Source organism: Candidatus Methylomicrobium oryzae (assembly GCF_016745425.1).
GTDB classification, from domain to species: Bacteria; Pseudomonadota; Gammaproteobacteria; order Methylococcales; family Methylomonadaceae; genus Methylomicrobium; species Methylomicrobium oryzae.
Map to the genome: position 1 here is coordinate 25086 of NZ_JAERVK010000002.1, position 19275 is coordinate 44360.

Genomic DNA, 19275 nt, shown 5'->3' on the forward strand with positions numbered 1-19275 from the left:
TTAAAACATTGTTAACCGGCAAAATACGTCTATCATTTTGATAACGGAAATCAGCCACTTATAAACTGGACAAAATTAATGCGTAACATCAAATTGTTCGACTCGGGCGAGCATAAATTCATCCTGCTGAATGAAAGCGAACCCGGCGAAGAAAGCGGGATTCGCTCCAATCAATATCTCATTATGCATGGGGATAATGGCGTGCTGCTCGATCCCGGCGGTTTCGGCGTGATGCCCAGTGTATTGACCGAATTGTTGCGCTACATCAAAACGGAACAGATACGCGCGATCATTCTCTCCCATCAGGATCCCGACATCGTCGGCGGCTTGTCCACTTGGCTGGAGCTGACCGATGCACCGGTCTATGTATCGAATATCTGGATGCGTTTCCTGCCCCATTACGGCATCGCCAGCATGGCTCAGTTTGTCGGCGTCCCCGATGCCGGAAAACAATGCACAATCTCACCCGGATTTCAGCTGCAACTCGTCCCTGCCCATTTTTTACATTCCGAAGGGCAGATCAATGTCTACGATCCGGTTGCAAAAATTCTATTCACCGGCGATATCGGTGCGGCAATGCTGCCGGTCGATCGCGATTATGAATTCGTGGACGATTTTACAGCGCATTTGCCTTTTATCGAAGGCTTTCACCGCCGTTATATGGTATGTAATAAAGCGGCACGGCTTTGGGTGGAAGCCGTATCGAAGCTGGACATTAAAATACTGGCACCGCAACATGGGCCTATCTATCGAGGCCAGTCCGTGCCGGATTTTTTGAATTGGTTCAAGGAGCTGAAATGCGGAGTCGACCTGATGACGCACAGCGGCCACTTCGCGATGGGGAGCTGGGATGAATAATGTCCATGTTGCGCCTTATCCTCATCATATCGAGGATTTGCGCATACGCTTGATGAACCAGCTCTTTTCTCTGCTGGAAAGCCAAAGCCGGACGCGCAGTTTCGCATCGTCCATCAGCGCTTTAGTCAAACGAATTCACGGCAAAGGACTGGAAGAATTCGAGCATGGTTTGGCACGTATCGACGATCCGGTAACAATCGACATATTTCAAAAAACGATTGCGGATTTTCGAAACCTGGATCTGGCATTCGATAAACTCGTCGACGAACGTCAGCGGCAGTGGTATAAAAACGGCAGGTATCTGAAGCAAGTCATTGATGAGCTAACCGAAACGACCGATTATTTAGCCTCGATCCTGGTCGAAAAGAGCTTACTCGAACGGCAAAGCCAGGTTCTGGAAAACATCATTCTTTCGCACGAAAAAGTTTCGCAATGGAAAGAATTCGTTCAGGAAATACTGGCCGGATTCCATAAGATTTTTCCGTTCAATTTCTTTTTTATCGCATTTGCCGAGGAACATGGCCTATCGTTGTATTTCTACTACATGGGGGAATACACGGAAGAGGAAAAGCGCCAGGTTCGCATCCAACTCGGCCAAAAAATGCTGCGGCAACTGAATTTACCGGAGAATGTGCTTCTCGATATCGAGGAATACCAGATTCCGGGCCATCAACGAACAGCCGAATTTTCCGATATTGAGATGATTACCGTGCCCGTCCCTGACCATGCTTACGGTCTGGATGGACTGCTCGGTGTTGCCTATGCTTCGGTAAATAACTTAACCACGCAGGAGCAGACGATCGTAAGATCGCTGCTCTCGGTTATGGTCATGGTGGTCGGGTCCAGTAAGGTGTTGAGCCGGACCTTATCCGAACTGGAGTATTACTCGGTTCACGATCCTTTGACCGGCATACATAACCGGCGTTATTTCAACGAAATGCTGGAATACGAAGTCGGGCGTTCGTCGCGCCATCATCATCAGTTTGCGGTATTGCTCCTCGATCTGGATGATTTCAAGGAAATCAACGATACCTATGGTCATCCGCTGGGCGATGAAGTGTTGAAGAAAATCGCCGAATCGATCACGTCCCACATGCGCAAGGGCGATATCGCCACCCGGATGGGCGGCGACGAATTCGCGATTATCCTGCCGGAAACGCCGCCCGAGGGCGCAAAGGTCGCTGCCGAGTCTATTCGGGCCAATTTGGAAAGCCTGACGTTCAAATCGCCGAACAGCAAAGACTTTCATGTCACCACCTCGGTCGGCATCATCAGTTATCCCCGGGACATGCAGACGGTTGAAGATTTGATGTCGGGCGTGGATGTCGCCTTATACCAGGCAAAAGGTCTGGGTAAAAACGAAGTATGCGAATTCGATGCCGCCGAGCATTTAAAGCAAATCATGCGCGACAGTCGCTCCGTCGCCGAGGAATTGCGTCGGGCATTGCGCGAGGAGCGCATTCAGCCCTACTTCCAACCGATCGTCGATTGCAAAAGCGGCGAAATATTTGCCTACGAATCGATCGCCCGGCTGATTGAAACGGACGGCCGCGTCACGGTAGCCGGCCAATTCATCGAGACAATCGAGAAATACGGACTGGGACGCGAGCTGGACCGGATCATGGTGCGGAAAGTGATCGAAGCCAATAAGCAGATCATTCATTCCCAGGGCAAACCCAAGCGTTTGTTTATCAATTTGTCCGCCCAGGAAATTCAGGGCCGGGGCATTTTAGGCTACGCCGAAGAATTGTGCGCTCAGTTGGAAGTGCCGCCGAGCAGCATCGTGTTCGAAATTCTCGAGCGCGACGCAATCAGCGATATCACCCATATGGGCAAGTTCCTGACCAATCTTCGGAAAAAAGGCTTTGCGTTCGCTTTGGACGATTTCGGCAGCGGTTACAATTCGTTTCACTATCTTCGGGAACTGCGCTTCGAATATGTAAAGATAGACGGCGCATTCGTGCGAAATATTCTCAACTCGAAAATTGACCGGGCACTGGTGCGCAACCTTTCCCGTTTATGCCAGGAGCTGGATATTTTGACCATCGGCGAATTTGTCGAATCTCAGGAAATTTTCGATCATTTAAAAGACATGGGAATCAATTTCGGCCAAGGATTTCATATCGGACTACCGCTTCGCTCTTTATGAATCATCAAACTAAAACACAATTCATTGCAGTGGCTTCCATCACCTCTGAATTAACCGCCGTTATATCGATATCGAAGGAAATTTCATTGGCCGCCGCAAACGCCAAAGCCATCGCATTCCGTGCGGGAGACAAAGCCCGGGGGTTTCAGCCGATTACCGATTTTATCAATGATTTGGCGAAAGAGATGATACAAAATATCGAGGTTATCAATGAACTGGCAACCTCATTATGCCGGATAACGATCAAAGAATATCGAAAAACGGAAGCTTTTAATAAATTTGAACTGATTACCACCACGTGCGGCTCGGCGGCTCATGCGCATTCCATGCAAAAACCCTTGGCCGACGCGGAGGTTATAGTACAGAATTGTCAGCTACAATTTAAGCGCGACGTCGCCATGCTGATGGATCATCTGGATACAGTAACGCAACATGCCAAAACTGCAGGAATTATTGCTACATACTCCAGAATCGAAGCGTCTCAGGCAGGTGAATATTTACAAAGTCTGCAAACCGTATCGAAAAGCGTGGATAACGCCGCTCAAAAAATACATGACCATGTGCAACGCTGCATCATAACCCTCTCGCAGTTTGGCTCAGCCAACAAATAAAAGCTTGCCGCCGGTTGAATAGAGAACATATTGTCTTTCGAACTCGGACGTCCGACCTTAGCCAAGCCTTGTCGGACAAACATTACTAAACTGCCAAAATAACAGAGCCTCTCATACCATGAAATCGATCAACCTCTATGAAGGACCTCAGCATCAATGGATCATGTTCGGCCGGGACAAAAACAAACCCGATAGCATCATCGATTCCAATCAGTATATGGTACGTACTGCCAACCGCTGCCTGTTGCTCGATCCCGGAGGCTATGAACTGTTTGCTCCCATGATGGCGGCGGTTTTGCATCATGCATCTGTTGAACAAATTACCGATCTGTTTGCTTCACATCAGGACCCGGATGTAATTTCGTCGCTGAGTCTTTGGGATCAGGCATTGCCCCACGCCAAACTTCATGCTCCGAAAATCTGGGAGGGATTTTTACGGCATTACGGGTGTGAATCGATCGAATATGTTCCGATTGCCGATAATGGAGGCAGCCTCAAACTGGAAGCAATTGAGCTGCAGTTTATCCCTGCGCACTATCTGCATTCCTCGGGCAACTTTCACGTGTATGATCCGGAGGCAAAGATTTTGATGAGCGGCGACATCGGCGCAGCTCTCGAACCCGGAGGAACCCCGCTATTTGTCGATGATTTCGAAGCGCATACGGAAAAAATGCGTTATTTTCACCAGCGCTGGATGCCTTCCAACCCAGCCAAAAAAACCTGGATCGAACGAGTTAGAAAACTTGATATCGAGATTCTGGCTCCGCAGCACGGGCGTATGTTTAAAGGTGAAGATGTGAAGCGTTTCTTAGACTGGTTTGACGCTTTACAGGTCGGCATGGCAGTTTGACTCTTCCTAAGAAAAAGCTTTATGCATGGCCGAATCGCTGATCGCCACCCTGCCCTGTCGGGCCTGAGGTTCTTGATGCTCACATTGTCAGTCGGTACGGGCCTATCATCTGACCGTTGTTGTCGGCCCAACAGTTCCGGGCACCGCCATTGGCGTTCCGGCTGATCCTCCTTAAAGACTACGCTCACCTCATTTCCCCGCTGTGATGATCGCGTTGGCGGCGCCGGTCGGGAGCGGGCAACATCGTCGGCGTGGTCACTGCGATTACCCCCGCCGGTCCGGGCGCGGTTTTCTGATGTCTGGGCACAAAACGTCGGCGCTCGACCGTCTAACTAGCGCTAGCTTCTATTTCAAAAAATGATTAGTCCCCCATACTCGAAAATATCTGTGATACGACTTCAAATTCATGAGATAAACAAGAGAATTATGCGAAATTTCATCTAAAGTTAATTAAAGACATGGACGAAATCCTGGAGGGTTTGCCTGTCTGAAGAATAAATTAGATTTTTAATAAGGATGAAAGAATGAAATTAGCTTCACTTGAAACCGCAATTGATGTTATCAGTAACGAATTGGCAAAGAACAGTCCTTATCTGCCGACGCTACCCGACGTTGCCATCAAAATTATGAATGCGGTTTCCAAAGAGGAAACTTCGCCTAAGGATTTGGCTGCAATTATCCTCACCGATCCGGCGATATCGGCTCGCCTCATCCGTGTGACGAACAGTCCGAAATTCCGGGGAAGAACGGAAATATCCAACGTGCAGATGGCTGTGTTAAGGCTAGGCAACAACACGATCCGCACATTGGTCAGCAGCATGATCACCCAGCAACTGTTTGCGCCATCCTCGAAATTTCTGGAAAACGAATTCAAGCAAATCTGGGAACTGAGCAAGAACGTCTCCGCCGCCAGCCATTTCCTCTGTTCGTTTGCGCCCCATCTCGACCCCAACGAGGCCATGCTTGCCGGACTCATTCACCAGGTAGGGAAATTGCCCATACTCATGATGATTGATCAATCCCCCGAATTTAAAGAATTCAAAGAGAGCCCAACCCTTGTCGGTTTGCTGCTTGAACAAGCGCACGGTACCGTCGGCAAAATCGTCATGGACAAATTGAACTTTCCGGCGACGATAAAGCCGGTAGCTTCGGAATATACCAATTTCCAATACGATTCGGGAGCCAAGGCCGATTATGTAGACGTTGTGCAAGTTGCCTTTTTACAAAGCATTGCCGGAACCGACCATCCGGCCTGTCGGGTCGATTGTTCGATAGTGCCCGCTTTCGCCAAACTTGGACTCAGCTTCGATACCGAAACGATCACGCTCGAAAATATTTCGGACAACATCGAATTAGTCAACAGCCTTTTTGGATAATAAATCCTAGCCGCCTGTCCAACGAACAATCTAACGATACCGTAAACTAACCCTCTGTTAAAGAGGGTTTAGGGCGCTCTCAAATACGATTCGGTTGAAAAATATTTTCAATGCATTCGAGCGAGAAATATCCATACTGAATTCCATAGGGTTTATAGGTCGGTCATACGATGAATTCCACAGGCGGTCGCCGGAATGATTATCGGCCCAAGTCCAGACGGCGAAGGGAATTTCTGAAATTAGCCGGAACCCTGGGCGCAGCAGGCGTCGGCTTAATCGGCACAAGTTCGGAAGCATCAGGGAAAGACACAGCGATTGAACAAAACGCCTCAGCCCTTGCAACACAGCAGGAACACCCAACGCTCACGCTGTTCCTATGCGGCGACGTAATGACCGGCCGGGGCATCGACCGGATATTACCCTGCCCTGGCGATCCCCGCTTATACGAGCCTTACATGACTTCCGCCGAAGGCTATTTGAGACTCGCGGAAAAAGCCGGAGGACCGATTCCGAAACCGGCCGATTTCGCCTATCCTTGGGGCGATGCGCTAAGCGAACTCGAACTCGCCGCCCCCGATGTCCGGATCATTAATCTCGAAACGGCGGTCACGACTTCTTCCGATCCCTGGCCCGGCAAGGGCATCCACTATCGGATGCATCCGAAGAACCTCCCCTGCCTGACGGCAGCGAAGATCGACTGCGCGGTCCTGGCCAATAATCATGTACTGGACTGGGGCTATGCGGGCTTGCAGGAAACCTTGGCAACCTTGGCCGGCGCAAACATCAAAACCACGGGGGCCGGCAAAAACCGAAGGTTTGCCGAAGTACCGGCCGTGATCGAAGCGGCGGGGAAAGGACGGGTACTGGTATTTGGACTCGGCGATGAAAGCAGCGGCATTCCCTGGCTCTGGGATGCGCTCGGCGACAGGCCGGGCGTGAATCTGCTGCCGGATTTATCCGATGGCAGCGTCCGCGCGCTTGCCGAACAGATTGCGACGCTGAAACAACAAGGCGATTGTGCTGTAGCCTCGATTCACTGGGGAAGCAACTGGGGTTACGGCATACCCGACTCCCACCGGGAGTTTGCGCACCGCCTGATAGACGAGGCCCAGGTGGACGTGGTGCACGGCCATTCCTCCCATCACCCGCTGGGCATCGAGCTCTATAAAGGCAAACCGATCTTCTACGGCTGCGGCGACTTTTTGAACGACTACGAAGGCATTCCGGGGCACGCTGAATTCCGGAGCGACCTCTCGGTCATGTACTTCCTCACCCTGGACCTTGCCACCGGAAAACTGGTCAGGCTGATCATGACGCCGATGCAGATCAAACGCTTCCGGCTGAACGATCCGTTGCCCGAAGATATTCGCTGGCTGCAGCAAGTCCTAAACAGGGAAAGCCGCCTCTTGGGCACGGGTATCGAATTGGCCGATCAAGGCCGCCGCCTCGTCCTGTCAGCTGCCACCTGAAGTACTTCGGATCAGTCGATTCTTATCTTCCGCCTGATCTTACGCCGGACGCAATATCCTTTACTTTTCCCTACGCAGCACGAGTATCTTCGCGAACGAGCGCAGATCCACCCGTTCTTCCAGTATCAAGCCACACCTGTCGAACAGCCGCCGCCATTCGGCAAGCGTCCTTTCCCGGCCGCGGGTTCCCATGAACATCTGCATGTCGAGCGCGGCTCCCGCCAATTCGGCCCGGGAATCGGCCATTATCAGTTCCATCACCGCAATGCGGGCCCCCGTTCCGGCGCAGGCATCGGCAACAGCGCGAAGCGCCCTGACGCAAGCATCATCCTCGAAGCCGTGCAGAACCGCACTGAGCAGATAAATGTCCTGGTCGCTTTTCGCTTCCGGCACGGCTTGGAAAAGATCGCCGCTTTGAAAGCTTAGCCGTGAAAGCGATGCCGGAGCTTCGCACCCTGCCCAGTAACGCGCCGCTTCTTCGACCACTTGAGCGCGATCCACCACCAAGGCTCGCAAATGCGGATGCCGATCGAGGATCGCAAGGGATTTACGGCCTCTCGATCCGCCGACATCGATCACGCGTTCGAAACGTCCCCAATCGAAATCCAGTGCAAAGCTGTCGCCGATCAACGCTTCCACGCTGTCCATTGCGCTTGAGAACAAACGGTCAAGGTCGGGATGGGCATCCAGGTAACCGAACAGATCTTGGCCGTGCGTGAGCTCGAACGGAACCTCTCCATTCTGCACGCCCTTTTCCAATTGTTCGTACCAGGGCCGGCTCATCGCGTCCGAATTATGCATCAGGATCATTGCCCGCACGTTGTCCGGATTATCCTCCCGCAGATAGCTGGAAAGGCGGTTATTGGCGAATAGCCGGGAAGAGCGTTCCTCGAAAATGCCGAGTGCCGCCAGCATTCGCAGCAGCCGGTAAAGCGCATCGGGCTCCGCGGCAACGCGGACGGCCACCTGATCGGCGGTAAGCTGCCCGTCCCCCAGAACAGTCGCGACATCGAGCCGCACAGCCACATACAGGGCGCGCGACTGCCAGAATGCCGAGCCTATCTGAATCAGCCGAAACGGCGGCGGCATGACCCTATTCGGAATGTTTTGCAGCCAGTCGGCGCATTTCGCCAGTAACGAAAATCCTTTAACTACAATCGCATTCTTCTGCAGTGACATTATGACTTCTCCTTTACGGCCGCGAGGCCGGCTGTAAAAAGCCGGCCGTTGAAGCCGGCCAGATTCGCGATGAAATCGGCATCCATTGCACGGCCCATTTGTTCCTCGAAGATGTCCTTCAACAGCATCGGCGTGATCGCCAGACTGACGAAGGCCATGCGGAGGATGTCCGGATCGACCGTCGGCGCAATCTGTCCGCGCGCGGCCATGTCGGCGACTTTGCGCCTGCCCCGCGCGCGGCCGCGTTCGAGTAACTGTTGAATGAAACGCCGGCCGGGGCCCTGGTTCAGCGCCAGCACTTTCAGAATCAGTTTGGGAAATTCCGGGCGCTCGACCATCGTGTCGTAATAGAGCTGAAGAAAATCCCTGAACCCTGCCGCCGTCGCCAGCATCGGCCCGTCCAGCACCTCCAGCAGCGGATTCAGCGTATCGCGGATCATCTCTTCGTACAGGCCTTCCTTGCTGCCGAAGTAATACCGTATCATCGAGACGTTCGCATCGGCCTTTTCGGCAATCCGCCGGGTCGTGACCTTGTGGTATTCGTCGGCCAAAAAACATTCAAGCGCCGCCCTCAGCAGCCGGGTTCGGACCGGGTCGCAAGCGCGTTCGCCAGCAACATCCATCGCATTCTCCTAGGGGTGTGTTTTAGCGCATAGCCTAGCATCCCTCTCCCGGCATCAACAGCATTTTCGCCAATCAATTTCCGCCTGTTGATTGACCGGGATGCCCCTCTTCCTAGAATTATTTGCTAAGCGAATCATGAATTTCCTTCGCCAGCGCCTCGATGCCGCGCTGCGAAACTTTGTCATGGCTGCCTTTCAGCTCGATCGCATAGCCGGCGGCTAACGCGCGATTTTTTACATTAACCAGATTTGCGATCAGATAAGAGAACATAAAGCTGGGCTTGCTGTGCCGGCAAACGACCACCCAGTCGGCGCCGGCCTGCTCGCCGAGCCCGGCGGCAAGCTCGGGAAAACGGAACAGATAACCTAAACCCGCATCGGCGGCCGCCTGGTCCTCGGCATCGACCCGAACCATTTCGTAATCGCCCGTCCGCCTCAGCGCCTGTTCCAGCAAAGGCCGGAAGGAGGCGGTACGCCGCCGCTCTTCGGGAGTATAGGGCAAGGAGGTCAGATCGTTCAGTTCGAAATCCAAAACGGCGATCCGTTCCGCAGCCTGTGCCGTGTAACCGGCGAGCAGCGTAAAAACCAACACCATGAATATTGTCGAGCGATACATGCGATTTCTCCCAAAACCGGCTATTACTGCATTCGGCGGCTGTGCAGATCGATAAGGTCCTGCATGCTCAAGGTAGCCCCCACATTCAGGTCATCGTCCAGAATTTCATAGAGCACCCCATCGCTGCCGCGAATGCTGAAAAAGACGATCGTTTCTTCGTCGCCGCCGCCTTCCCGGTGCGGCTCGTCGCTGGCGGGACTGACGGTATAGCGGCCGACCGGCCTGATTTCTTTCAGGCGTCCGTCGGCCTCGTACAAGCGATGTTCGCCCTGAATCACCAGCATGTGGTTCAGCACCTTATGCCGGTGCAGGACGATCTGCGCCTGCGGGGCGAATTTGAAGACTACATCGATAATCCTGTTCTGCCGGTCGATGTCGAGGATCGCATACTGCAGATGCTCGATATTTTCCAGGGTTTGCCATGAGATGGCGCGATCGAAAAGGAGATTGTTCATGCGGTTTTTCCTAGGGTCAGTGTGTCGAATCGTGGGGAGAAAGCCCCTGCAATCGCCCTTACTCGTAAGGCATTCGGGGCAAGCCGCAGTCTATGGCAAGAAAGATCCGCCGTAATCCGAAATTCGCCCGGAAAGCACGGGCAATTTGCCCGCCTTCGTTCCAACGGCTTTTCACCGCACCGGCCGTCACATAGAATGCAGCCATCTTCCAACAAAAAGCCGACAGGCTTGCCTATGAATCTACAAAGCCATTTGCTGTTCCGTATCGCGGCCGTCGCACTGGCATGCCTCCTGGCCGCCTCTATCTACGTGCTGCAGCGAAGCAATCAGCAAACCCGGCAGACGCTTCAGAGCGTCGCTGAATCGCTGGGCAGACAACTGGAATTTCAGCTGTTGCGCATCGATGCGGGCTTCGGCCAACCTCGCGCGTTTCCGGACTTCTCGCTCTGGAAAGAGACTGCCGGCGTTCCCGGCTTGTGTATCCGTTTCGAGCCCGCAGGCAATACCGCCGTTAAAAGTTTGTGCAGCGGCGCGAAAGTGTCCCCGCACGGCTCGCCGGAGAGCTTCGCAAGCCTGTACCGGGCGTTGTTCGCGCCCGGCCTTGAGATAGCGCGGCCGGTGGTCTTCAAGGACCGCGTCCAGGGAACGCTGGCAGTGTCGTCCAGCGCCGAAATGGACATTGCGCAGGCCTGGAGCGATGTCAGGAATCTGCTGGGACTTTCCGCGCTGACCATCCTGGCCGTCTGCCTGCCCGTTTACCTAAGCATCAATCGGGCATTGCGGCCAGCCGGCATTATCGTCGCCGGATTGGAAACCCTGAGGAAAGGCAACTTGGCTCATCGCCTGCCGACGTTCGAACTTAGAGAATGGGCGCAGACCGCCGCCGCGATCAACCAGCTGGCGGCCGCTCAACAGCAGCTGCTTGCGGAGCGCCAAAAGCTCGCTGTCCAGCTGATCGATCTACAGGAACAGGAACGCCGCGACTTGGCCCGCGAACTGCACGACGAATTCGGCCAATGCCTGACGGCGATCAACGCAGTCGCCGCATCGATTACCCATACGGCGGAGCGGGAATGCCCGGAACTGATCGAGGAAACCGCACGCATCGCCCGGATCAGCGGACACATGATGACCCATGTACGCGGCCTGCTCGGACGCCTCAGGCCCGCCGAGTTCGACGAACTGGGGCTTGCCGCCAGCCTGAGCAGCTTGGTGGGAGGATGGAACAAACATGGCGCCGGCAAAATCCGTTATGAATCGAACATCACCGGCGACTGCGGGGCATTGCCGGAGCCGCAGGCGATCGCGCTGTTCCGGATCGCCCAGGAATGCCTGACCAATATCGCGAAACATTCGGCGGCAAATCATGGAGAAGTTATGCTGAGGGTAGCTGAAGAGCGGGCGGTTTTAACCGTCCGGGACGACGGCATCACCAGCACGTTGCCTCTTCCGGAAGGCCCCGGCATCGGCTTGCTCGGAATTCGCGAACGGGTCGCCGCCTTGCAGGGACGGCTGACGCTGTCCATCGCCGAACCTCATGGATTGCAGGTTGAAGTCGTATTGCCGATACGCCGGGCGGCCAAGCCAAGCTGTGCGGCAGTGGCAGCGAACGCGGCGACTCCCTTTCGCCTTGGCGGGAAAGCTGAAAGGGAATAAGGTTTTCGTCAAAAACAACTTCCCCCTTTGAAAAAAGGGGATCGAGGGGGATTTATTTAAAAAATCTCCCCCCCGTTTAAAGAGGGGAGTGAATCATCCGCTTTTCAAAACAATCAACATTCGGAAAGTTATTTCCTACCAGATACAAAGCTTTTAACTCAACGAAATGACGGAGGAGGCCGAGAGTTCATGATCAACATCCTGCTGGTCGACGACCATGCGATCGTCCGCGAAGGCTACCGCGCGCTGCTGGCCAAACAGGCCGGCCTACAGGTGATCGCGGAAGCGGCGGATGGCGCGGAGGCCTATCTCCGCTTCAAGGAATGCAACCCGGATTTGATGGTGACCGACCTCTCGCTGCCGGGCATCGGCGGCCTGGAATTGATCGGGCGGGTCAGGCAGCGCTGTCCGGACGCCAAAATCCTGGTGTTCAGCATGCATCAGAATCCGAGCTTCGCGATCCAAGCCAGCCGCGCCGGCGCCCTGGGCTACGTCACCAAGAGCAGCCCGCCGGAAGTGCTCCTGCGCGCGATCTTCGAGGTCCATGCGGGCCGCCATGCCTTGAGCCCGGATATCGCCCAGGCGCTGGCGCTGGAAAAACTCGGCAGCGAGCGGATGGCGCTGGAGGCGCTCACGGTGCGGGAGTTCGAGATTCTGCGCCTGCTGGTCGAAGGCCGGCCGATCGAGTCGATCGCGCAGACGCTCAACATCAGCCCGAAAACGGTCTGCAACACCCATTACCTGATCAAGCGCAAACTCGGCGCGGCCAGCGACATCGAGCTGACGCGGCTGGCGATCCGGCTGAATGTGATCGATCTGCTGGAGTTAGCGGACGCAGGGAGAGCCGAAAGTCAGTAGCTTACTTTATGATGCAGGCTGATTTTGACCAGTGCTGCACCCAGGAAAACCATATTGATGCCCAAGAACAGGCCCAGCAGCCACTGCGAGGTTTCGGGCCAGGCGATCGCGACAATAAACGCAAAGGCCAAAGCGGTGATGCCGTTGAATAGAATCAGCCCCCAATTGGGCAAAGGACGCATCCTGAAGGCCAAAGAAATTTTGACAACGCCTTCCAGAGCAAAATACAACGTGATCAGCATCGTTAAGGTGACTATCCCGGAAGCAGGCCGGACAATGAACAGATACCCCAACACCGCCTGCAAAATCCCCATAAACAGCCACAATCCGAAACCGGGCATTCCGGAAAACAGCAAAGCGCGGCTAATATGCACGATCCCGCCGAACAGAATCAGCCAGCCCAAAAAAATCACCACGGCCACGGAGAAAAACCGAGGAACGACTATGGCGCAGAGCCCGAGCAGGATGAAAATTATGCCTTCCGCCAGGAACAGTTTCCAATGCCGATGGAAATAGTGCTGCATTCGTTCCTGAATGAGCCGGATTTCAATATCGATGTGTTCTTTCGTGTTCATGATCTCCTCCCGAACTGCGCAGTCATAACGAAACCTCTGCGCGAACAAAGTTCGCGTATTTATCGATAGACCATGAATTCCGCGAGTCGTTTTGGATAGCGATGCGGCCGATCGGCTTGCCAGCCGCTGGTAAGATTCGGTGAGGCAATCGCCCCAGTCGGTAAAGCCTGGGGGCGGCAAACTTTGAATATCGGCCTGGAGCAGGCGTGTAGGTCGGGCACACTATTTGTGCCCGACATTTTCGATGCGACGGTATGAGGTCACGGTTATGGATCATCGAACGGCTGCTTCGCCGTCCAAATGTCGGGCAACGGTGAAGCGGTTGACCGACCTATCAGGCAGGAACAGGCCGGATAAACGGAAGGATACGGGATGAGGAACTTATGCCTACCGGAACAGCAACAGTAGGCTCACCATGCCCCAGGCTAGGCCGCCGGCTGCCGGAATCGTCAGAATCCAAGCACAGACAATCCGCTCTATCACCGACAGCTTCAGCGCGTGTGGATTCTTCGCAAAACCTACGCCCATAATCGCGGTTGAAATACTGTGCGTGGTAGAAACCGGCATCCCGAAGTGGGCCGCAGTCAGCAAAATGGTCGCCGAGCTGGTTTCCGCGGCAAAACCGTTAATCGGGTGCAATTTGACCATTTTATGGCCCAGCGTCTTGATGATCCGCCAGCCGCCGATCGCGGTACCCAGCGCCATCACCAATGCACAAGTCAATACGATCCAGGTATCGATATCCTTTTCGCCCCCGTCCGGCCGCAGGAATTCGGCCCAAGCCGGCAATTGGTCGAGGGTGCCCGCGCTGTTTGCGGTAAAAATCGACAAGGCGATGATCCCCATGGTTTTCTGGGCGTCGTTCGTGCCGTGCGCAAACCCCATATAACCGGCCGAAACCAGCTGGGCTTTACCGAACGCGATATTGATCCATTTCGGGCGGACGCTCCGCGCCAACGCACCACCCTGGGAATTCATCCCACTGATCACGGCCATCAATGTTCCCATAATCAGGATACCCAGGGTAAATCCGGCAATCGGCGAACTGACCATCGGAATCAAGACTTTCCAGAGCAAGCCTTTATTCTCCGTCCAGACGGCCGCGGTTTTCGACCAGATCAGTACATCGAAATCATTGTGACCGGCTGCCAGCGCCGCGCCGCACAAGCCGCCGATCAGCGCATGGCTGGAAGAGGACGGCAGCCCCAGCGCCCAAGTGATCAGGTTCCAGATAATCGCGCCGACCAGTGCGCAGATCAGCACTTCGGAGGAAATGGTCACCAGGCTGGTATCGACCAGTCCCGAGGAAATGGTTTTGGCGACGGCAGTACCGGACAAGGCGCCGAACAGATTCGTGGCGGCGGCAAGCACGACTGCCTGGGTTGGCGTCAACACCTTGGTAGCGACAACCGTGGCAATCGAGTTGGCGGTATCGTGGAATCCGTTGATAAATTCAAAGACAAGCGCTGCCAGGATGACAAGCAAAAGCAGGGTCAACATGGCAACCTTTTATGAATTCTTCAAAACGATGTGATAGATGACATTGCCGGCATCACGGCAGCGGTCGATCGCCTTTTCCAGAATTTCGAACAAATTCATCTTGATCAGATAGCGGATCGGATCGGATTCATTCGCGTAGGCATCCCGGTACAATTCGAGGATCTGGCGGTCGGCCTCGCCTTCGATCGCGTGCAGCCGATCGTTCAATTTTTTGATCCGGTCCAGATCCATGCCGTACCGCAACAATCCGACCATTTGCTGCAGAACTTCGCAGGCTTGTTCCAGCATGGCGGCGCGGCTCGCGAAATCCACATCGCCGATTCGCGCCAGGGCAAGCGTGTAACGCTCCGCAAACTTTTCCACGATCTTGGGAATTTTATAGAGCGCGCCGTTCAGGGCTTCGATATCTTCGCGTTCGAGTACGGTAACGAAAGTATCGACCAGTTCTTCGCTGATCTGCGCGGCCAAATCCTTTTCCTGGCGGCGCGCCTGTTTAAACTTTTCCAGCGATTGCTGCGATGCAGGAGTACTCAAGAGTTCGATCAGCGCCCTCGTCGACGAACGCGCGGATTCCGCACTGGCTTCGAGGAGGCTGTAAAACTTGTCGCCTTTGCCGAAGATAGTTTGCAATGAAAACATGGTTTTTTTCCTTAATTTTGACCCGTAAGGCTTTGCTAATTTTCTCCCATTATCGCATAACCTGTTGGCTGAATATGAGAAGTTTTGGGGATGCCGATGCGTTCGACGGCAAGCAAACACGATAAAAACTATTGCCGCGAGGCGCAAACCGGCCGATCGGATACCCTTCCGGCCGAAAATAGGCGCCTTTACGGCACGTTTTGAAAATCAAGGCGGATGCGCGAAAACCATGAACAAAAGGAAAATTGACCGCTGTTTGTTTCGATATTTCAATAATTGTTGTATAGTTGATATATGGATAAACAACTCGCCACTTCCCTTTTCGAATCCTTGGCCTCCGGCATCCGGCTGGATGTGTTCCGGCTTTTGGTCAAGCACGCGCCTGCCGGCCTGGTGGCCGGGGAAATCGCCGCGCTGCTGGCCCTGCCGCCCACCAACCTGTCTTTCCATCTGAAGGCAATGACCCATGCGGGCCTGCTCAACGTGACCCAAGAAGGCCGGTATCAGCGTTACCGCGCCAATCTGAAGGTAATGCAGGCGCTGATCGATTATTTGACTGCCGAATGCTGCAGCGGCCATACAGAGCACTGCTTCGATGCAAAGCCGGTGAAAACCTGCTGCGACACCAACTGATTTTTTATCATTTAAGGATCTCTTTCATGAACGTTTTGTTTTTATGCACCGGCAATTCCTGCCGCTCCATTCTCGGCGAAGCGACCTTCAACCATCTGGCCCCGCCCGGCTGGCGGGCAATGAGCGCCGGCAGTAAACCGACAGGGAAGATCCACCCGCGTTCGCTGGCGCTGTTGGAACGCGAAGGAATATCCGCCGAAGGCTATTTCAGCAAGTCCTGGAACGATCTGCCGGCAATACCTGACATCGTACTCAGCGTCTGCGGCAATGCCGCCAACGAAACCTGCCCTGCTTATCTCGGGCCTGCATTGCGCAGTCATTGGGGCGTCGAAGATCCCGCCCATGCCGAAGGCAGCGGCGAAGAAATCGATGCCGCCTTTATGAAGGCATACCGCATCTTGCGCTACCGCATCGAGCAGTTTCTACGACTGCCTTTAAACGAACTGCAGCAGGATCGTGGCCGCTTGAAAATCGAATTGGACCGCATCGGAACCTTGCTTCCCTCGTCGCTTACCGGAGAATCCGTATGAAGCGCTTTCATATCCATATGGCTGTAGACGATCTTCAGCGGAATATCGCTTTCTACAGCGCACTATTTCAGGCCGAACCCAGCGTAATTCAGGAAGATTACGCCAAATGGATGCTGGATGATCCGTGCATCAACTTCGCGATATCCAGCCGCGGCAGAAAGCCCGGCCTTGACCATTTAGGCATTCAAGTCGAATCCGACCAAGAGCTGGAAAAGGTTCAACAGGTTTTGACCGCCGCGGCGCTGCCTGTAATCGAGCAAAAGCAGGCGGCCTGCTGTTACGCCGAATCCGATAAATATTGGACAGTCGATCCGCAAGGCATCGCCTGGGAAGCGTTTCATTCACTGAAAGGCATTCCGCTGTTCGGCAAGGACGCGGCACTGCCGACCGATCAAGCCGCTTCATGCTGCAGCCCATCAGCTCAGTGTGGCTAGAGCCCGGCGATTTGATTCGACTTCCTGATTGACTCGATTCCATCATGAACACACCTTATTGTCCTAATCCCCGTTTGTCGTTCCTGGATCGCTTTCTGACGCTCTGGATTTTTATGGCTATGGCGCTTGGCGTAGGGATCGGCTTCCTGTGGCCGGAGCTAATTCAACAATTCAATCGAGCCGTTTCGGTCGGAACGACCAATATCCCGATTGCGATCGGCCTGATTCTGATGATGTACCCGCCGTTGGCCAAGGTGCGCTACGAAGAGCTGGGCGATGTCTTCCGGAATTGGCGGGTGCTGGGCCTGTCGCTGCTGCAGAACTGGATCATCGGGCCGGTGTTGATGTTCACACTGGCGGTCGTATTCCTGCGCGATTATCCGGAATACATGGCCGGCCTGATTCTAATCGGGTTGGCCCGGTGTATCGCGATGGTGATCGTCTGGAACGAACTGGCGCGCGGCGATAACGAGTACGCGGCCGGTCTGGTGGCGTTCAACAGCGTGTTCCAGGTGCTGTTTTATAGCGTTTACGCCTGGGTATTCATTACCGTGCTGCCGCCGCTCTTGGGCTTACAGGGCAATATCGTCGCGATCACGATCGGCGAAATCGCGCAAAGCGTCTTCATTTACCTCGGCATTCCTTTCATTGCCGGGTTCCTGACCCGGCGGGTGCTGGTCAAAGCCAAAGGCAAAGACTGGTATCACCATCATTTCGTCCCGAAAATCAGCCCGCTGACCCTGATTGCCTTGCTGTTCACGATCGTCGTGATGTTCTCCCTGAAAGGCGACCTGATCGTGCAGCTGCCGCTGGACGTGGCCCGCATTGCCGTACCGCTGCTGATTTATTTTGTGGCGATGTTCCTGCTGAGCTTCCTGATGGGCAAGGCCATCGGCGCCGACTATGGTAAAACCGCTACCTTGGCGTTTACGGCGGCCAGCAATAATTTCGAGCTGGCCATTGCCGTGGCGGTAGCGGTGTTCGGCATCCACAGCGGCGCCGCCTTCGCGGCAGTCATTGGTCCGCTGATCGAAGTGCCGGTGATGATCGGACTGGTCAATGTGGCGTTTCTCTTTAAAGAACGGCTATGGACGAGCGTGGCAGCCGATACATCGATAGCCTCTCCGTTGCCGAGGAGGGGCAGCATTCGAGGCAAAATGCGCCGATGAATTTGTCGTGCGCCCTTTGGTCTATTGTTTGAAAAATCGCCGATTCTTCGGTAAACCGATGTCCTGGGCGCAGTCGAGCACCATCGATTGCAATTCTCCGCCTTCCTACCGATAATGCGGTTACTTCCGGGGCATTGCTTCCGGTTCCGATTACAACCGCGCATTATTGTCATGCATACAGAGCACCATTCCCACCCACACTCGCACGCGCCGAATTACGGCCGCGCTTTCGCCGTCGGGATCCTGCTGAACTCGATTTTCATCGGCGTCGAAGCCGTATACGGGTTTCTTTCACATTCTCTGGCGCTAATCGCGGATGCGGGCCACAATCTGGGCGATGTACTGGGCCTATTTCTCGCCTGGGGTGCAACCGCCCTGGGCCGTCGCGCCGCGACCGAACGGCATAGCTACGGCCTGCAGCGCTCGTCAGTGCTGGCCGCACTCGTCAATGCGGTGTTGTTGTTGGTCGCGGTCGGCGCAATCATCCTGGAGGCAGTCCAGCGTCTCGAAGCGCCCTCCCCGATCGCCGCCGATACGGTGCTCTGGGTCGCGGCGGCAGGGATCGTGATCAATGCAGGCACCGCGATGATGTTCATGTCCGGACGCAAGGGCGACTTGAACATCCGCGGCGCGTTCCTGCACATGGCTGCCGATGCGCTGGTCTCCGCCGGCGTCGTCGCAGGCGCCGTCATCATCCTATTCACCGGCTGGCAATGGGTGGATCCGGCGCTTAGCCTCATACTGGCATTGACCATCATCTACAGCGCGTGGCACCTGTTATGGGATTCGCTAAATCTGGCGCTGGACGCGGTCCCCGAAGGGATCGATGCGGTGGCGGTGCGCGCCTACCTGCTCGGGCTGCCGGCGGTAACCGATGTGCACCACCTGCATATCTGGGGCCTCAGTACCACCCAGTCGGCACTGACCGTGCATCTCGTACTTACCGATGACTATCGGACCAATACCTTGCTGCATCAGATCAATCACGACTTACATGACCGCTTCGGCATCGGCCACGCGACGATTCAGTTCGAATCCGCCGGCGAAGAAGCTACCTGCCATTCCGAAAAATGTTACTAGCGATGAACGGAGCCT

The 19275-nt window shown here is 54.7% G+C and carries 21 protein-coding genes; 14 read left to right on the forward strand and 7 right to left on the reverse strand.

What is annotated here, in order from left to right:
* The first annotated feature begins 78 nt into the window (after nt 1–78).
* From JJL52_RS02150 to JJL52_RS02180, 7 genes are all read left to right on the forward strand, one after another.
* Nucleotides 79–858: an oxygen-binding di-iron domain-containing protein gene (locus JJL52_RS02150; protein ID WP_202050751.1), complete on the forward strand. Its 780-nt coding sequence runs from the start codon at nt 79–81 to the stop codon at nt 856–858.
* Nucleotides 851–3007: a putative bifunctional diguanylate cyclase/phosphodiesterase gene (locus tag JJL52_RS02155; protein ID WP_202050752.1), complete on the forward strand. Its 2157-nt coding sequence runs from the start codon at nt 851–853 to the stop codon at nt 3005–3007. The genes JJL52_RS02150 and JJL52_RS02155 overlap by 8 nt, the downstream gene beginning before the upstream one ends.
* Nucleotides 3004–3618, forward strand: coding sequence for a chemotaxis protein (locus JJL52_RS02160; RefSeq protein WP_202050753.1), 615 nt, complete (start codon nt 3004–3006; stop codon nt 3616–3618). The genes JJL52_RS02155 and JJL52_RS02160 overlap by 4 nt, the downstream gene beginning before the upstream one ends.
* A gap of 118 nt (nt 3619–3736) precedes the next feature.
* Nucleotides 3737–4468, forward strand: a complete 732-nt coding sequence (locus JJL52_RS02165) for an oxygen-binding di-iron domain-containing protein (RefSeq protein WP_202050754.1) — start codon at nt 3737–3739, stop codon at nt 4466–4468.
* 251 nt (nt 4469–4719) lie between these two features.
* A complete protein-coding gene (locus JJL52_RS21625) occupies nt 4720–4764 on the forward strand; it encodes a hypothetical protein (RefSeq protein WP_336885035.1) in 45 nt (14 codons plus the stop codon).
* Nucleotides 4765–4992: 228 nt separating this feature from the next.
* Nucleotides 4993–5844, forward strand: a complete 852-nt coding sequence (locus JJL52_RS02175; RefSeq protein ID WP_202050755.1) for an HDOD domain-containing protein — start codon at nt 4993–4995, stop codon at nt 5842–5844.
* A gap of 368 nt (nt 5845–6212) precedes the next feature.
* A complete protein-coding gene (locus JJL52_RS02180; protein WP_236994021.1) occupies nt 6213–7313 on the forward strand; it encodes a CapA family protein in 1101 nt (366 codons plus the stop codon).
* A gap of 60 nt (nt 7314–7373) precedes the next feature.
* On the opposite strand, the gene JJL52_RS02185 is transcribed toward JJL52_RS02180, so the two are convergent.
* From JJL52_RS02185 to JJL52_RS02200, 4 genes are all read right to left on the reverse strand, one after another.
* Complete coding sequence (locus JJL52_RS02185; RefSeq protein ID WP_202050757.1) at nt 7374–8492, reverse strand: methyltransferase; 1119 nt, start codon at nt 8490–8492, stop codon at nt 7374–7376.
* Entirely contained in the window at nt 8492–9115 is a 624-nt protein-coding gene (locus JJL52_RS02190; protein ID WP_202050758.1) for a TetR/AcrR family transcriptional regulator, read from the reverse strand. Before JJL52_RS02190 ends, JJL52_RS02185 begins: the two co-directional genes overlap by 1 nt.
* Nucleotides 9116–9233: 118 nt before the next feature.
* Nucleotides 9234–9731, reverse strand: coding sequence for a DUF3280 domain-containing protein (locus JJL52_RS02195; RefSeq protein ID WP_202050759.1), 498 nt, complete (start codon nt 9729–9731; stop codon nt 9234–9236).
* A 23-nt stretch (nt 9732–9754) separates the two neighbouring features.
* Entirely contained in the window at nt 9755–10186 is a 432-nt protein-coding gene (locus JJL52_RS02200; RefSeq protein WP_202050760.1) for a cupin domain-containing protein, read from the reverse strand.
* Nucleotides 10187–10420: 234 nt separating this feature from the next.
* On the opposite strand from JJL52_RS02200, the gene JJL52_RS02205 reads away from it, so the two are divergent.
* Both JJL52_RS02205 and JJL52_RS02210 read left to right on the forward strand, forming a co-directional pair.
* Nucleotides 10421–11842 carry a sensor histidine kinase gene (locus tag JJL52_RS02205; RefSeq protein ID WP_202050761.1) on the forward strand — a complete coding sequence of 474 codons (1422 nt, stop codon included), beginning with the start codon at nt 10421–10423 and terminating at the stop codon, nt 11840–11842.
* 189 nt (nt 11843–12031) lie between these two features.
* Complete coding sequence (locus JJL52_RS02210; protein WP_202050762.1) at nt 12032–12700, forward strand: response regulator; 669 nt, start codon at nt 12032–12034, stop codon at nt 12698–12700.
* Here the strand turns inward: JJL52_RS02210 and JJL52_RS02215 are convergent.
* From JJL52_RS02215 to JJL52_RS02225, 3 genes are all read right to left on the reverse strand, one after another.
* Nucleotides 12694–13275 (reverse strand): HdeD family acid-resistance protein, encoded by a 582-nt coding sequence (locus tag JJL52_RS02215; RefSeq protein ID WP_202050763.1) that lies wholly within the window; start codon nt 13273–13275, stop codon nt 12694–12696. The genes JJL52_RS02210 and JJL52_RS02215 overlap by 7 nt on opposite strands.
* A 387-nt stretch (nt 13276–13662) precedes the next feature.
* Nucleotides 13663–14775, reverse strand: a complete 1113-nt coding sequence (locus JJL52_RS02220) for an inorganic phosphate transporter (protein WP_202050764.1) — start codon at nt 14773–14775, stop codon at nt 13663–13665.
* A gap of 9 nt (nt 14776–14784) precedes the next feature.
* Entirely contained in the window at nt 14785–15414 is a 630-nt protein-coding gene (locus JJL52_RS02225) for a DUF47 domain-containing protein (protein WP_202050765.1), read from the reverse strand.
* A 294-nt stretch (nt 15415–15708) separates the two neighbouring features.
* On the opposite strand from JJL52_RS02225, the gene JJL52_RS02230 reads away from it, so the two are divergent.
* The 5 genes from JJL52_RS02230 to JJL52_RS02250 all read left to right on the forward strand — a co-directional run bounded on the left by JJL52_RS02230 (nt 15709) and on the right by JJL52_RS02250 (nt 19260).
* Nucleotides 15709–16047, forward strand: a complete 339-nt coding sequence (locus JJL52_RS02230) for an ArsR/SmtB family transcription factor (RefSeq protein WP_202050766.1) — start codon at nt 15709–15711, stop codon at nt 16045–16047.
* Between the two features lie 26 nt (nt 16048–16073).
* On the forward strand, nt 16074–16577 hold the full coding sequence (locus JJL52_RS02235; RefSeq protein WP_202050767.1) for an arsenate reductase ArsC: 504 nt from the start codon (nt 16074–16076) through the stop codon (nt 16575–16577).
* A complete protein-coding gene (locus tag JJL52_RS02240) occupies nt 16574–17011 on the forward strand; it encodes an ArsI/CadI family heavy metal resistance metalloenzyme (protein ID WP_202050768.1) in 438 nt (145 codons plus the stop codon). Before JJL52_RS02235 ends, JJL52_RS02240 begins: the two co-directional genes overlap by 4 nt.
* Before the next feature lie 44 nt (nt 17012–17055).
* Nucleotides 17056–18180 carry an ACR3 family arsenite efflux transporter gene (gene arsB, locus JJL52_RS02245; protein ID WP_202050769.1) on the forward strand — a complete coding sequence of 375 codons (1125 nt, stop codon included), beginning with the start codon at nt 17056–17058 and terminating at the stop codon, nt 18178–18180.
* 171 nt (nt 18181–18351) lie between these two features.
* Nucleotides 18352–19260 (forward strand): cation diffusion facilitator family transporter, encoded by a 909-nt coding sequence (locus JJL52_RS02250; protein ID WP_202050770.1) that lies wholly within the window; start codon nt 18352–18354, stop codon nt 19258–19260.
* Nucleotides 19261–19275: the final 15 nt, after the last annotated feature.